Annotated in this window: 15 protein-coding genes; 9 read left to right on the forward strand and 6 right to left on the reverse strand. The window is 68.8% G+C overall.

Annotated features, from left to right (window positions below):
• Window positions 1–31: 31 nt before the first annotated feature.
• Window positions 32–727 carry a cysteate racemase gene (gene cuyB, locus GXW79_RS00870; RefSeq protein ID WP_211872316.1) on the reverse strand — a complete coding sequence of 232 codons (696 nt, stop codon included), beginning with the start codon at window positions 725–727 and terminating at the stop codon, window positions 32–34.
• Window positions 728–822: 95 nt separating this feature from the next.
• Here cuyB and GXW79_RS00875 point away from each other — a divergent pair, with 95 nt between their 5' ends.
• Window positions 823–1644, forward strand: a complete 822-nt coding sequence (locus GXW79_RS00875) for a sulfite exporter TauE/SafE family protein (protein ID WP_211872317.1) — start codon at window positions 823–825, stop codon at window positions 1642–1644.
• On the opposite strand, the gene GXW79_RS00880 is transcribed toward GXW79_RS00875, so the two are convergent.
• The 3 genes from GXW79_RS00880 to GXW79_RS00890 are packed head-to-tail and all read right to left on the reverse strand — an operon-like array spanning window position 1645 to window position 5093.
• Entirely contained in the window at window positions 1645–2820 is a 1176-nt protein-coding gene (locus tag GXW79_RS00880; protein ID WP_211872318.1) for a M20 aminoacylase family protein, read from the reverse strand.
• A 37-nt stretch (window positions 2821–2857) separates the two neighbouring features.
• Complete coding sequence (locus tag GXW79_RS00885) at window positions 2858–3349, reverse strand: DinB family protein (protein WP_211872319.1); 492 nt, start codon at window positions 3347–3349, stop codon at window positions 2858–2860.
• 37 nt (window positions 3350–3386) lie between these two features.
• Complete coding sequence (locus tag GXW79_RS00890; RefSeq protein ID WP_211872320.1) at window positions 3387–5093, reverse strand: dihydroxy-acid dehydratase; 1707 nt, start codon at window positions 5091–5093, stop codon at window positions 3387–3389.
• Window positions 5094–5259: 166 nt separating this feature from the next.
• Here GXW79_RS00890 and rplM point away from each other — a divergent pair, with 166 nt between their 5' ends.
• The 6 genes from rplM (at window position 5260) to GXW79_RS00920 (ending at window position 9164) form a co-directional block, all read left to right on the forward strand.
• Window positions 5260–5730, forward strand: a complete 471-nt coding sequence (rplM, locus tag GXW79_RS00895) for a 50S ribosomal protein L13 (RefSeq protein ID WP_211872321.1) — start codon at window positions 5260–5262, stop codon at window positions 5728–5730.
• A gap of 1 nt (window position 5731) precedes the next feature.
• On the forward strand, window positions 5732–6226 hold the full coding sequence (rpsI, locus tag GXW79_RS00900) for a 30S ribosomal protein S9 (protein WP_211872322.1): 495 nt from the start codon (window positions 5732–5734) through the stop codon (window positions 6224–6226).
• 127 nt (window positions 6227–6353) lie between these two features.
• On the forward strand, window positions 6354–7304 hold the full coding sequence (gene argC / locus GXW79_RS00905; protein ID WP_211872323.1) for an N-acetyl-gamma-glutamyl-phosphate reductase: 951 nt from the start codon (window positions 6354–6356) through the stop codon (window positions 7302–7304).
• Window positions 7301–7828, forward strand: coding sequence for a gamma carbonic anhydrase family protein (locus tag GXW79_RS00910; RefSeq protein WP_211872324.1), 528 nt, complete (start codon window positions 7301–7303; stop codon window positions 7826–7828). The genes argC and GXW79_RS00910 overlap by 4 nt, the downstream gene beginning before the upstream one ends.
• Window positions 7829–7913: 85 nt before the next feature.
• Window positions 7914–8468, forward strand: a complete 555-nt coding sequence (locus GXW79_RS00915; protein WP_211872325.1) for a hypothetical protein — start codon at window positions 7914–7916, stop codon at window positions 8466–8468.
• 78 nt (window positions 8469–8546) lie between these two features.
• Window positions 8547–9164 (forward strand): hypothetical protein, encoded by a 618-nt coding sequence (locus GXW79_RS00920; protein WP_211872326.1) that lies wholly within the window; start codon window positions 8547–8549, stop codon window positions 9162–9164.
• Between the two features lie 10 nt (window positions 9165–9174).
• Here the strand turns inward: GXW79_RS00920 and GXW79_RS00925 are convergent, their stop codons facing one another.
• On the reverse strand, window positions 9175–9495 hold the full coding sequence (locus tag GXW79_RS00925; protein ID WP_211872327.1) for a YnfA family protein: 321 nt from the start codon (window positions 9493–9495) through the stop codon (window positions 9175–9177).
• On the reverse strand, window positions 9492–11309 hold the full coding sequence (locus GXW79_RS00930) for a PHA/PHB synthase family protein (RefSeq protein ID WP_211872328.1): 1818 nt from the start codon (window positions 11307–11309) through the stop codon (window positions 9492–9494). Before GXW79_RS00930 ends, GXW79_RS00925 begins: the two co-directional genes overlap by 4 nt.
• Window positions 11310–11534: 225 nt before the next feature.
• On the opposite strand from GXW79_RS00930, the gene GXW79_RS00935 reads away from it, so the two are divergent.
• The gene (locus tag GXW79_RS00935; protein ID WP_211872329.1) at window positions 11535–11999 is read left to right on the forward strand and encodes a hypothetical protein; all 465 of its coding nucleotides are present in this window, start codon (window positions 11535–11537) and stop codon (window positions 11997–11999) included.
• Window positions 12000–12072: 73 nt separating this feature from the next.
• Window positions 12073–13293: an LL-diaminopimelate aminotransferase gene (locus GXW79_RS00940; protein WP_211872330.1), complete on the forward strand. Its 1221-nt coding sequence runs from the start codon at window positions 12073–12075 to the stop codon at window positions 13291–13293.
• Window positions 13294–13300 lie beyond the last annotated feature (7 nt).

The following is a 13300-nucleotide window of genomic DNA, read 5'->3' on the forward strand; positions in this document are numbered from 1 at the left end:
AACAGATGCGCGCCGCAACGTGCGGCGCGCATCATCCGGCCGGCCGCGCCCAGCTGATCGCGGCGCGTGCCAGTCCGTCGATCGTGTCCGCGACCGGGAAGGGCAGGGCAGGGCCCGCCAGGATGCCGAGCGGAATTTCCGTGCAGCCCAGCACTACGGCCTGTGCACCGCGCGCGACAAGGCGCGACGCCATCTCGGCTAACGGCGCGTAGGCATCGGCGACGCGGTTCGCCTTCACCTCGGCGATCGCCGGCGTCACCAAGGTGGCCATTTCCGCGTCGTCTGGCGTGATCACCTCATAGTCCAGCCGCTCCTGATACAGGCGCATCGCGAGCGTCGCCGCGGTGCCCATCAGCCCGATCTTCCCCGAACGAACGCCAAGCCGCACAAGCTCGGCAGCGGCGGCATCGACAATGTGCAGGATCGGCAGATCGGTCTTCATCCGCATCCGGTCGAACCAGCCATGCGCCGTGTTGCAGGGGATGGCGATGGCGCCGCAGCCGGCCGCTTCCAGACCGCGAATGCCACGCAGCAGTGCGGGCAGCGGGTCCGGCCCGGTGCCGTCATGGCCGAGCTTGCGGTCCGGCACGCGCGGATCCGACCACAGGACAGCCGGGATATGATCCTGGTCGCGGGCCGCGGGCGTGAGCAGCGTCAGGCGCAGCATGAAATGCGCCGAGGCCAGAGGACCCATGCCGCCAAGCACGCCGAGGATGCGATCACTCATGAGATAATTCTCCCGCAGCGGGTGACGCCACCGCGCCTTGTCTGTATGCCACGCCGCTCCGCCACGCAAAACTCGTAAGGCATTCGATGGACCCCATGACCCACCCGCTCTGGCTCGCCCTGCTGGCGGGCGCGATGGCGGTGACGGGGCTGTTCTCCGGACTGCTCGCGGGGCTGCTCGGCGTCGGCGGCGGCATCGTGATCGTGGGCGTTCTCTTCGCCATCTTCCCGATCTTCGGCATCCCGGAGGCGATCATGATGAAGCTCGCGGTCGGCACCTCGCTCGCGACGATCATCCCGACCTCCATCCAGTCGGCACGGAAGCACCACGCCAGGGGCACCATGGACCTGCCGCTGCTGCGCTCCATCTGGCCGTCGATCATGGTTGGCGTGTTGCTGGGCACCATCCTCGCGATCAATCTTCGTGGACAGGTCTCGACGATCGTCTTCGCGACCATCGCGCTCGCGGTCGCCATCAACATGGGGTTTTCCGGCGCGGAGTTCCGCCTACGCGAGAGCTTTCCGCAGGGCTGGGTGCGACAGGCGATCGGCGGCTTCATCGGCACGGTGAGCGCGATGATGGGGATCGGCGGCGGCACCGTGGGCGTGCCGATCCTGACGGCACTCGGCGCCCCCATACGCAGCGCGGTCTCCACCGCCTCGGTGTTCGGGCTGATCATCTCGATCCCCGGCACCATCGGCTTCATCTGGGGCGGCTGGGATGATCCGCGCCTGCCGCCCTTCTCGCTGGGCTACGTCAACCTAGTGGGCGTGGCGCTCATCGTGCCCGCGAGCATGGTGGCCGCGCCCTGGGGCGTGACGCTCGCGCACACCATCCCGCCGTTGCTGCTCAAGCGCGCCTTCGCGGTGTTCCTCGCGGTCACGTCGCTGCGCATGTTCTACAGCCTGGTCGTATGATCAGACCTTCGCCAGCAGCCGCTCCGCCAGAGTCGCCCACCAGCTCGCGCCGATCGGCAGGATCGCATCGTTGAAATCGTAGCGCGGGTGATGCACCTGCGGATCATGCGGCCCGCGTCCGGCGCCGAGCATGAGGTAGGCGCCATCCTTGGCGTTGAGCATGAAGGAGAAATCCTCCCCGCCCATGGTGGGCTTGGCCATCGGCACCACGCGGGCATCGCCCTGCACGGCGCGCGCCGCGTCGGCGGCGAGGCCGGTGGAGACTTCCTCGTTTACGGTCGCCGGATAGAGCCGCAGGAACTTCGCCTCGGCGCGCGCACCCATCGCGGTGGCGATGCCCTCAGCCGTCTCGACGAAGCGCGTCTCCAGCAGGTCGCCGACCTCGGGCGCGAACCAGCGCGCGGTGCCGAGCATGCGCACCGTCTCCGGGATCACGTTGTAGGTCATGCCGCCCAGGATATGGCCGATGGTGATGACGCCGGCATCGACCGGCTCCACGCTGCGCGAGACGATGCTCTGCAGCGCCTGCACGATGGCCGCCGCGACGACGATCGGGTCCACGCCCTGGTGCGGCATTGCGCCATGGGCGCCGCGGCCGGTGATGGTGACCTCGAGATTGGCGACGGCCGCCATGATCGGCCCGACCCGCCAGAGGAACGTGCCCTCCGGCGCGCCCGGCCAATTGTGCAGCCCGAAGACGCGCTCCATCGGGAAGCGGTCGAACAAGCCCTCCTTCACCATCACGTCGCCGCCGCCGAAATTCTCCTCTGCCGGCTGGAAGATGACATAGACGGTGCCGTCGAAATTGCGCGTCTCGGCCAGGTAGCGCGCGGCCCCCAGCAGCATGGTCGTGTGCCCGTCATGGCCGCAGGCATGCATGGTGCCAGGCGTTTTCGAGGCGTGGGGCACGCCCGATTCCTCGAGGATCGGCAGCGCATCCATGTCGGCGCGCAGGCCGATGCCGCGACCGTTGCGCGTGCGCCCGTGGATGACGCCCACCACGCCCGTCTTCGCGATGCCGGTCACCACCTCGTCGCAGCCGAATTCGCGCAATTTTGCAGCGACGATGGCGCTGGTGCGGTGCTCCTCGAAGGCGAGTTCGGGGTGCTCATGGAAATCATGCCGCCACGCCGTCATGTCGGGGTGGAAATCGGCGATGCGATTGATGATCGGCATGGGCGGTCCTGGTGGTGGAATGTCGGCGCGGCTGGCGTCAGGCCGCGCGCGCGATGCTGCGCTGATAGGCCAGCAAGTCGAGGACAGGCGCCTTTTCCTGCCCCAGCGCAAGGCCGACGAGGTGGTGCGCATGGCCCCGGTGGTGGGTCTGGTGGTTGAACAGGTGCGACAGCACCTCGTGCAGCGGCTGGGATTGCGCCACCCCTGTCGTCGTCGCGTAGGCGAGCGGCTGCGCGAGCCGCTCCTCGCTCATGCCCTCGACGAGCGCGACGAGCGCCTGGTCCTGGCCCTGCCGCGCGACGCGCAGTTCCGCGAAATCATGGTGCAGCATCGCGTTCAGCCGCGTCCCGCTCTGGCTCGTGCCTTCGATGCGGGCCATCCAGAGGCGATCGGTCACGAGCAGGTGGTTGAGCGTGCCGAGCAGCGACCCGAAGAAGGCGCCGCGATCCTCGGCCAGGGCCTGCGGCGAAAGCTCGGCCGTGGCGGCGTAGATGCGGTCATTCGCCCAGGCATTATAGCGCGCGAACATCCGAAAATGGTCTTGCCGAACGCCCATGGCCGATCCCTCACTCGCCCGACGCAGTGAGAAAGCGCAGATCGGCGCCCAGCGGGGCCTGCGTCACCTGCTCATGCACCAGCCGGTCCCAGCCGCGCTTGGGCGCCGGCGCTTCGCGCCACGCCGCGCGGCGCTCGGCGAGGACGGACTCCTCCACCAGCAGGTCCAGCCGCCGCTCCTTTACCGACAGCCGGATGCGGTCGCCGGTCTGCACCAGCGCGAGCGGGCCGCCGACCGAGGCCTCGGGCGCGATATGCAGCACGATGGTTCCGAAGGCGGTGCCGGACATGCGGCAATCGCTCATCCGCACCATGTCCTTCACGCCCTGGCGCGCGAGCTTCTTCGGGATGGGCAGGTAGCCCGCCTCGGGCATGCCGGCCGGGCTGCGCGGGCCGACATTCTTCAGCACCAGGATGTCCTGCGGCGTGACATCCAGATCCGGGTCGTCGATGCGGTTGGCGAGGTCTTCCAGCCCGTCGAACACCATGCAACGCGCCTCGGTCTCGAACAGGGCAGGGGTCGCCGCACTCCGCTTCAGGATCGCGCCTTCGGGGGCGAGCGACCCGTGCAGGGCGACAAGGCCGCCCACCGGCGAGACCGGCTCGCCGCGGGCGCGGACGATCTTGCGGTTGACGTAGTGATCGCCGTCGCCGATCCGCTCGCCGAGCGTGACGCCGTCGAGGTCGAGCGCGCCGAGGTCGAGCAGGTCGCGCAATTCCCAAAGCAGCGCCTGCATCCCGCCCGCAGAGTGGAAATCCTCCATGTAGCCCTCACCGGTGGGCTTGAGGTCCACCAGCACAGGCGTCTCCTCGGACAGCGCGTCGAGGCGCTTGAGGTCGAGCGACAGCCCCGCCCGTCCCGCAATGGCGGCGAGGTGAACAATGGCGTTGGTGGACCCGCCGATCGCGAGCAGCACGCGCACGGCGTTGTCGAGATTGCCCTGGGACATCAGGCTTAGGGGTGTGACCGGCTTGTGGATCAGCCGCACCGCCTGCGCCCCGGCTTCCTCCGCGATGCGCAGGCGGTCCGCATGCACCGCCGGCGCCGAAGCCGCGTCGAGCGGCATGAATCCCAGCGTTGCGGCCAGGCACGCCATGGTGCTGGCCGTGCCCATCACGCCGCAGGTGCCTGCCGTGGTCGCGAGCTTGCCTTCGAGGGTGTTGATCTTCTCCTCGCTGACCTCGCCCGCCCGGTAGCGTGCCCAATACCGCCTGCAATCGGTGCAGGCCGACAGCCGTTCGCCCTCGAACGCCTGAGCCAGCATCGGGCCGGTAACCAGCATGACCGAGGGCGTACCCGACGAGATGGCCGCCATCAGCTGCGCCGGGACAGTCTTGTCGCACCCGCCGATCAGCACGGCCGCATCCATCGGCTGGTTCGCCAGCATGGTCTCGGTGTCGAGCGCCATGAGGTTGCGGTAGTGCATGGAACACGGGCTGAGCGAGGGCTCGCAGATGCTGATCGTCGGGAAGGCCAGCGGCAGCCCTCCGGCCGCAAGCACCCCGCGCTTCACCGCCTCGACCAGCTCGGGGATGGTGCGGTGGCAGTTGTTGTAGTCGCTCGCTGTATCGGCGATGCCCACCACGGGCCTGTCCAGCATGGCCTGGCTGTAGCCCATGGACTTGGCGAATGTCTTGCGAAGATAAAGCGCGAAGTCGCGGTCGCCATAGTTGGAGGTGTTGCGGGCGAGGCCCAGCTTGCGGGGTGTATTGGTCATTGGGCGTCTCCGCGTGATTTCGGGCAAAGTGCCACGCCGGAGCGGGCGCGCGAAGCGGGCAAAACAGCCGCGGTATCATGCTACCGACTACAGGAAACCCCATTGCTGCTTGACCGCACAGCGCATCCCCGCCATAAGCCGCGCTCTCATTGCCCAGGCAGCACACATGCTCACCACGCAGACCCGGTCCATCCGGCCGGCCGACGTCACCAAGAACTGGATCGTGATCGACGCGGAGGGCCTGGTGCTCGGCCGTCTCGCCACGCTCGTCGCCAACCGGCTGCGTGGCAAGCACAAGGCGACGTTCACGCCGCATGTCGATTGCGGTGACCACGTCGTCATCGTCAATGCGCGCAAGGTCGTGGTCACCGGCAACAAGGCCGAGCAGTCGGTCTTCTACTGGCACACCGGCTTCCCCGGCGGCATCAAGGGCCGCACCGTGGGTGAGCGGCTGGCCGGCCGCTACCCGGAGCGGGTTATCGAGAAGGCCGTCGAGCGCATGATCACGCGCGGGCCCCTCGGCCGCGAGCAGATGCGCAACCTCCATGTCTATCCGGATGCCGAGCATCCGCATGCCGGCCAGCAGCCCACCGTCTTCGACGTCGGCGCGCTGAACCGCAAGAACAAGGTGATCTGAGATGAGCGAGCAAACCACCGCGACGTCGCTCGCCGACCTCAAGGGCCTGGTCACCGGCGTTGTCCCGGGCGTGGCCCCCGCGGCCCCCGTGATGCCGAAGCGCGATGCGCTCGGCCGCAGCTACGCCACCGGCCGCCGCAAGGATGCCGTGGCCCGCGTCTGGGTGAAGCCCGGCAAGGGCTCCATCGAGATCAACGGCAAGCAGCAGGCGAAGTATTTCGCGCGCCCGGTGCTGCGCATGCTGATCACCCAACCCTTCCTGGTGGCCGACCGCTACCAGCAGTTCGACGTGGTCTGCACGGTCGTCGGCGGCGGGCTCTCGGGGCAGGCGGGCGCGGTGCGCCACGGCATCTCCCGTGCGCTGGTGAATTACGAGCCCGAGCTGCGCGGAATCCTCAAGAAGGCCGGGTTCCTCACGCGCGACAGCCGCACCGTTGAGCGCAAGAAGTACGGCAAGGCGAAGGCCCGCCGAAGCTTCCAGTTCTCCAAGCGCTGAGCGCCGGCGGATCGGCGCGCAAGCGCCGGCCGCATGGCTGTCATCGAAGAAGGGTGGATCCGCAAGGGTCCACCCTTCTTGCTTTTCGGGGCGCATCTGGGCGCCAATGCATCATCAGGAGGCCACCATGGCGAAGGGTTCGATTCCGAGGGTGTTCATCGACGGCGAGGCCGGCACCACCGGCCTCGAGATCCGCGAGCGTCTTGCGCTGAACCCTGCGCTGGCCATCCGCTCCATCGACCCCGACCGCCGCAAGGACCCCGACGCCCGCCGCGCGATGATGGAGCAGGTCGACCTTGTCGTGCTCTGCCTTCCGGACGTCGCAGCGAAGGAAAGTGCTGCCATGGCCGCCGAGATGGGCGATGCGGCGCCGAAGCTGATCGACGCCTCGACGGCGCACCGCGTCAACCCGGCTTGGGCCTATGGGCTGCCCGAACTCACGCGCGACCAGCCCGGCATCATCGCGCGCGCCATGCGCGTGGCCAATCCCGGCTGCTATCCGACCGGCCCCATCCTGTTGCTTCGCCCGCTGATTGATGCCGGGCTGATGGCTACGGATTTCCCCGTCACGGTCAACGCCATCTCCGGCTATTCGGGCGGCGGCAACGCGATGATCGCGGCCTACGAGGCACGCCAGGCCCCGGATTTCGAACTCTACGGCCTGACGCTCGAACACAAGCACATTGCCGAGCTGCAGCATTACACCGGGCTGACCAGGCGCCCGATCTTCATCCCCTCGGTCGGTGATTTCCGCCAGGGCATGATCGACTGCGTCCCGCTCCACCTCGACATGCTGCGCGGCAGCCCGAAGGCGGCCGAGATCGAGGACCTGCTCCGCGCCCGCTACGCCGGCGCCGAATTCGTCCGCGTCGTGGCGCCGGAAGCGAAGCTGGAACCGCAGGCGCTGAACGGCACGAACATGATTGAGCTCAGCGTCCACGGCCATGACCGGAACGGCCAAGCGGTGCTGACGGCGCGCTACGACAATCTCGGCAAGGGTGCCTCGGGCGCCGCGGTGCAGAATATCGGGCTGATGCTCGACATCGCGGTCACCGCGACGCTGCCGCGCGCGGCATGAGCAACGTCCTGAGCTTCGAGGAGCACCACCCGGACATCGCCCCCGATGCTTGGGTGGCGCCGACCGCGCTGGTGCTGGGCCGCGTCACCATCGGCGCGCGCAGCAGCGTCTGGTACCATTGCGTGCTGCGGGGCGACACGAACTTCATCCGCATCGGCGCGCGCACCAACATCCAGGACGGCACCATCATCCACGTGAATCGCAACGCCGAGGCCGCCATCATCGGCGACGACGTGACGGTCGGCCATGCCTGCATCATCCACGCCTGCACGCTGGAGGATGGCGCCTTCGTCGGCATGGGCGCGACCGTGCTGGACGGCGCGGTCATCGAGGCGGGCGGCATGCTCGCCGCCGGCGGGCTGCTGCCCCCGCGCAAGCGCATTGCGCCCGGGGAACTGTGGGCCGGGTCGCCCGCCAAGCTGATGCGCGTGATGGATGCCGAGGAGCGCGCGAAATTCGCCCGCACCGCCGTCCATTACAGCGAACTCGCCGAGCGACATGGCGCGAGCCTCGCCAAGACTTAACCCGGGCCGCCTTGCCGCGCCGGCCCCGGTTGCCCAATTGCGTGGGTGCGGCGCCGCCACCGGCGCCGGTGCAAGGAGAGACCCCATGGTCACCCGGATCGCTGCGGCCGCTTTGCTGGCCCTCGGCCTCGCTGGCTGCGGCACCGTGCCGCCCAGCGCCACGCTGTACGGCCAGCAGGAGAGCTTTGGCGAGCCCACCCGAACCGCCATCCTCAATACGGCTTTCGCCTTCTCCTCGCCCGCGAACCTCAACCAGCAGCCCGCCGATGCGGCGCTCGCCGTGGCGCAGGCCGAGCACCTCGCGGTCGAGCTCGCTTACGGGACGCGCTGGCGGCAATTCTCGCCGCTGGTGCCGGCCGCCTTCGAGACGGCCCGGCCGGAATGGCGCGCCGCCCTCGGCATTGTTCCGAATGCGCCACCGCAGCAGGTGATCAATGCGATGTTCCAGGCGCGGCGGGCGCTGCAGCAGGACAACCTCGTCGATGCGCGCACCGCGCTTTCCGGCCCGATCTTCACCCAGGGCGGCCAGGCGACTCTGGCGCGCCTGGCCGCCTTGCCGCCGCTGCCGCAAACCAATTACGCGACCAGCAGCGCCGAGGGCGAACTCATCCGTCGCGACGGCGGCCGGCGCGGCCGCTAAGGAGCCCGGCTTGTTGGCGCGCCCGGCAGGCGTCATCCTGGGTGGGATGCGCCAGGCTGCGCGCGGGAGGCTTGCCGGATGATACCACTTCGCCCCATCGCCTCGGCATTCATGGCGCTGCTTGCCCTGGGTGGCTGCGCGGAGATGCTTCGGCCGCGCGTGGCGGCCCCGCCGCCGGCGGGTCTACTGCCGCCGATGGCCGATCCGGTCGGCGGCGCCCTGGCGGCGACGACGGCGGCCTTCACCGACCAGGGCTCGGGCCTGCGCAGTCGCCCCGCTGAAGCGGCGCGCGCCGCGGCGCAGCTGGAATACCTGGTGGAACAGGCGCCGGCCTGGACTCCTGTCTCCTCTGCCGCCGAGATCGCGCTCGCCGCTGCCCGCGCCGAGCTGCGCGCCGCAGTCGGCGTGCCGGAGAATGCGACCCCGCGCCAAGCCATGGTGGCGCTGACCAATGCCGCGAACGCGCTGGACCGGCGCAACGAGGGTGCCGCACTCGCGGCCCTGGCGCCGGTCGGCGGCGAACCCACGCTGCGCCGCCTGGGTGATCTCGGCGCACTGCCGAATGCGGAACAGGCGACCATCCTGCTCACCCGCGAAGTGGCGCGAAGCGAGGCAGAGCTGCGTGTCGGCGCCCTGCAGGACACCGGCAACCAGCGAAACGACGTGCTGACCGAAGGTCTCGGCCGCGGTTTCTGAAGCATGTGCTTCAGCGCGGGGCGGCGATGATCAGCGCGGCTCCCGCGAGGCACAGCGCCGCGCCTGCCGCGTCCCAGCCATCCGGCCGCAACCCCTCGACCAGCGCCGCCCAGGCGAGCGACGCCACGATGTAGACGCCGCCATAGGCCGCGAAGACCCGCCCCGCGGCGGCGGCCTCGACCCGCGTAAGCAGCAGCGCGAACCCCACCAACGCCAGCGTGCCCGGCACCACCCAGAGCGCCGAGCGGCCCAGCCGCAGCCAGGCCCAGAAGGCGAAACAGCCGCCGATCTCGGCCAGCGCCGCGCCGAGATAGAGGGCCGCCGTCCTCAATCGCTGGCCATCACCTTCACATAGCTGCCGGGTGCGGGTTCGAGCGCCGGCAGCCCCCCGGCGCCGGGCTGCCGCGCCGGTACCGTCTCCGGCGCCTGCGCCGCGATCCAGCGCTGCCAGTCCGGCCACCAGCTGCCGGCGAGTTCCGTCGCGCCCTGTAGCCAGGTATCCGCCTTCTCCGGCAGGTCCTTGCCGACCCAATGACTGTATTTGCCGCTCTCCGGCGGGTTCACCACGCCAGCGATATGGCCCGACGCCGCGAGCACGAAGCGCATCGGTCCCTTGAACAGCTGCGTCGCGCGATAGGTGCTGGCCCAGGGCGCGATATGATCCTCGCGCGTGGATAGCATGTAGGTCGGAAGCTTGATGCGTCGAAGGTCGATCTTGACGCCGTTGAGCTCGATGCCGCCGGGCTTCACCAGGTCGTTCTGCTGGTACATGCGGCGCAGGTAGAAGCTGTGCATCTTGGCCGGCATGCGCGTGGAATCATCGTTCCAGTAGAGCAGGTCGAACGGAAACGGCTCCTGACCGAGCAGGTAGTTGTTCACCACGAAGGACCAGATCAGGTCGTTGGCGCGGAGCATGTTGAAGGTGGTCGCCATCTCGCGCCCATCGAGGTAGCCGCGGCTGCCCATCTTCTCCTCGAGCGCCTGCAGCTGCTCCTCGTCAATGAAGACGCCGAGCTCGCCGGATTCCTCGAAGTCGAGCATGGTGGTGAAGAAGGTCGCGGACTTGATGCGCGTATCCTTTTTCGCCGCCATCTGCGCGAGCGTGGCCGCGAGCAGCGTTCCGCCCAGGCAGTAGCCGACGGCATTCACCTCACGCTCGCCCGTTGCCTTCTCGATCGCGTCGAGCGCGGCGTAGGGCCCCTCGCGCATGTAGCTGGAGAAATCCTTCTCGGCATGGCGCTCATCGGGGTTCACCCAGGAGCAGACGAACACTGTGTGCCCCTGCGCCACCGCCCATCGGATGAAACTGTTCTTGGGACGGAGGTCGAGGATGTAGAACTTGTTGATCCAGGGCGGCAGGATCATCAGCGGCCGCTTCAGCACCGTCTCGGTCGTCGGCGTGTACTGGATCAGCTGCATCAGGTCGTTCTGGAACACCACCTGGCCAGGCGTGACGGCGATGTTGTCGCCCAGCGCGAACTTCGTGTCGTCGGTCATGCGGATGCGCAGCTGGCCGCGGCCACGCTCGAGGTCGGCGAGCAGATTCGACAGGCCCTTGAGCAGGTTCTCGCCGCCGGTCTCGACGGTGCGGCGCAGCACCTCGGGGTTGGTCAGCAGGAAGTTCGTGGGGCTCATCGCGTCGACGAATTGCCGCGTGTAGAAATCGATTTTTTGCGCCGTGCGCGGGTCCAGGCCTTCCTTGTCGTCGACCACGTTGCGGAAGAAACGCGCCGAGAGCAGGTAGGATTGGCGGATGAAGTCGAACACCTCGCTCTCGCGCCAGGCCTCGTCCTTGAAGCGCTTGTCCTTGGCATCCTCGGCGATCACCGGCGTGATGGCGTCGCCCAGGATGCGCCGCGTGGTGTTCTGCCACAGCGTCATGTAGTCCTGCCAAAAGCCGAGCTGCGCCTGCACCAGCCGCTGCGGGTCGCGCATCAGCCGCGTGGTCATCTCGAAAAATGCGGAACCGATGTTGAAGGGGTCGATCGGGGCCTCGGCCACGGCGCCGGGGTGTTCGGCCTGGCGCTTGAGGAAATCATTGACGATGCGCTGCCCGCGCTCCGCGACATCGGCCATGGTGCGCGAGACGATGGCGGGATCGGGCAGTCGGAAATCCGGCGCGGCGTGTTCGGTGTCATCGGCCATGATCGTCCCTGACGGCTCCGTTCTGGCGCGGTTCCCGGTTCGGGTGCCACGCACGTGCTTGTTCGGCGCTTCCGCCATGATCAGGTTCGGGCTACCCATGCCCGCGGTTACGGGATGAGGGCGCGAACGCGCATGCGGGACGCTGTGTCTGGACAGAAGGGTAGGGGTCCGCTCCCCCGCAATCAAGCACGGGGCCGTCTGCCGGTCGCGGGACTGCTTTGCGCCGTGCTTGCTCTGGCCGGCTGCGGCGGCACCGACCCACGCACGACCATCGCGCGCGCCTTCGGCCCCTCCACTGAGGGACGCGACGCTCCGCCCGGCCTCGAGGAGGGGACACCCTACCCGGCGATCGGCAGCGTGCCGGCACGGCCGACGCGCCCCGACGCCGCGCTGCGCCTGGCGCTGACCGAACGCCTGGCGCGGGAGCGCGCCGTATCCCGTATCGAGGTCCCGGTGGCGGCGAGCGCCCGGGAGCCGGTTGGCGCCGGCGGTGGGCTGCCCGGGCCGCCGGAGCGCCCGCGCCTCGGCCCCAGCGTGGTGGCCGGGCCGCCCGTGCCGAACGCTCCAGCGCTGCCCACTGCACCGACGCCGCGCGGCGCGGCGCCCGAGGCACCACCGGCCGACATGCTGGCCCCCGGTGCGCCGGCGCTGCCGGGGTCGGACCTGCTGGCACCGCCGCGGCTGCCGTGACCCGCGCGGGAGCCATGTTGCCGGGCCGTGGCTTGCTCTATGGTCCGCGTCCTTGCCGATTTGGACCTGAATGATGACCGAGGATTTCCACCGCATCCGCCGCCTGCCGCCCTATGTCTTCGCGGAGGTCAACGCCGCAAAGGCCAAGGCGCGCGCTGCCGCCGAGGACATCATCGATCTCGGCATGGGCAATCCCGACGCCCCGACGCCGCCGCACATCGTCGCCAAGCTGATCGAGGCGGTGCAGGACACGCGCACGCATCGCTATTCCATGTCCAAGGGCATCCCTGGCTTGCGAAAGGCGTGCGCTGGCTACTACGAGCGCCGCTTCGGCGTGAAGCTGGATCCGGAGACGGAGGTGGTGGCCACGCTAGGCTCCAAGGAAGGCCTCGCCAACCTGGCGCAGGCGATCTCCTCGCCCGGCGACACCATCCTGGTGCCTAATCCGTCCTACCCGATCCACCAGTTCGGCTTCATCATCGCGGGTGCCTCGGTGCGCTCCATTCCCTACACGCCGGACGACGCGATGCTGCGTGCGCTCGACGTGGCGGTGCGCCACTCCGTGCCGAAGCCGACCGCCGTGATCGTGAACTTCCCGTCCAACCCGACCGCGCTCGTCGCCGACATCGCCTTCTACCGAGACCTCGTCGCCTTCTGCCGCAAGCACGAGCTCTTCATCCTCTCCGACCTCGCCTATGCCGAGCTGTATTTCGGCGACACGCCGCCGCCCTCCGTGCTCGAAGTGCCCGGTGCGAAGGATGTGACGGTCGAGTTCACCTCGATGAGCAAGACCTACAACATGCCTGGCTGGCGGATGGGCTTCGCCGTCGGCAATCCGCGCTTGGTCGCCGCGCTGACACGCGTCAAATCCTACCTCGACTACGGTGCCTTCACGCCCATTCAGGTCGCCGCCGCGGCCGCGCTGAACGGTCCGCAGGATTGCGTTGCCGAAATGCGCGCTCTGTACCGGGACCGCCGCGACGTGCTGGTGAAGGGCTTGCGCGGGGCCGGCTGGGACGTGCCATCCATCGAGGGCTCCATGTTCCTCTGGGCACCGATCCCGGAGAAATTCCGCCACCTCGGCAGCGTGGGGTTCTCCAAGCTGCTGTTGGAGAAATCCAAGGTCGCGGTCGCGCCAGGCCTGGGCTTCGGCGAGCATGGCGACGGGCATGTCCGCATTGCGCTGGTCGAGAACAATGCCCGCATCCGCCAGGCGCTGCGTGGGATCAAGACCTTCCTCGCCGGGGACAATGCCGGACCCGTCGAGGCCGAACCCGTGCTGACCCACGCGTGAGGACGAT

This window comes from Plastoroseomonas arctica, assembly GCF_018128965.1.
Taxonomy (GTDB): domain Bacteria; phylum Pseudomonadota; class Alphaproteobacteria; order Acetobacterales; family Acetobacteraceae; genus Plastoroseomonas; species Plastoroseomonas arctica.

What these genes read in the sequence shown, in the direction of transcription:
- cuyB (WP_211872316.1), bottom strand. Translation starts at nt 727, where the DNA reads ATGAGTGATCGCATCCTCGGCGTGCTTGGCGGCATGGGTCCTCTGGCC.
- GXW79_RS00875 (WP_211872317.1), top strand. Translation starts at nt 823, where the DNA reads ATGACCCACCCGCTCTGGCTCGCCCTGCTGGCGGGCGCGATGGCGGTG.
- GXW79_RS00880 (WP_211872318.1), bottom strand. Translation starts at nt 2,820, where the DNA reads ATGCCGATCATCAATCGCATCGCCGATTTCCACCCCGACATGACGGCG.
- GXW79_RS00885 (WP_211872319.1), bottom strand. Translation starts at nt 3,349, where the DNA reads ATGTTCGCGCGCTATAATGCCTGGGCGAATGACCGCATCTACGCCGCC.
- GXW79_RS00890 (WP_211872320.1), bottom strand. Translation starts at nt 5,093, where the DNA reads ATGACCAATACACCCCGCAAGCTGGGCCTCGCCCGCAACACCTCCAAC.
- rplM (WP_211872321.1), top strand. Translation starts at nt 5,260, where the DNA reads ATGCTCACCACGCAGACCCGGTCCATCCGGCCGGCCGACGTCACCAAG.
- rpsI (WP_211872322.1), top strand. Translation starts at nt 5,732, where the DNA reads ATGAGCGAGCAAACCACCGCGACGTCGCTCGCCGACCTCAAGGGCCTG.
- argC (WP_211872323.1), top strand. Translation starts at nt 6,354, where the DNA reads ATGGCGAAGGGTTCGATTCCGAGGGTGTTCATCGACGGCGAGGCCGGC.
- GXW79_RS00910 (WP_211872324.1), top strand. Translation starts at nt 7,301, where the DNA reads ATGAGCAACGTCCTGAGCTTCGAGGAGCACCACCCGGACATCGCCCCC.
- GXW79_RS00915 (WP_211872325.1), top strand. Translation starts at nt 7,914, where the DNA reads ATGGTCACCCGGATCGCTGCGGCCGCTTTGCTGGCCCTCGGCCTCGCT.
- GXW79_RS00920 (WP_211872326.1), top strand. Translation starts at nt 8,547, where the DNA reads ATGATACCACTTCGCCCCATCGCCTCGGCATTCATGGCGCTGCTTGCC.
- GXW79_RS00930 (WP_211872328.1), bottom strand. Translation starts at nt 11,309, where the DNA reads ATGGCCGATGACACCGAACACGCCGCGCCGGATTTCCGACTGCCCGAT.
- GXW79_RS00940 (WP_211872330.1), top strand. Translation starts at nt 12,073, where the DNA reads ATGACCGAGGATTTCCACCGCATCCGCCGCCTGCCGCCCTATGTCTTC.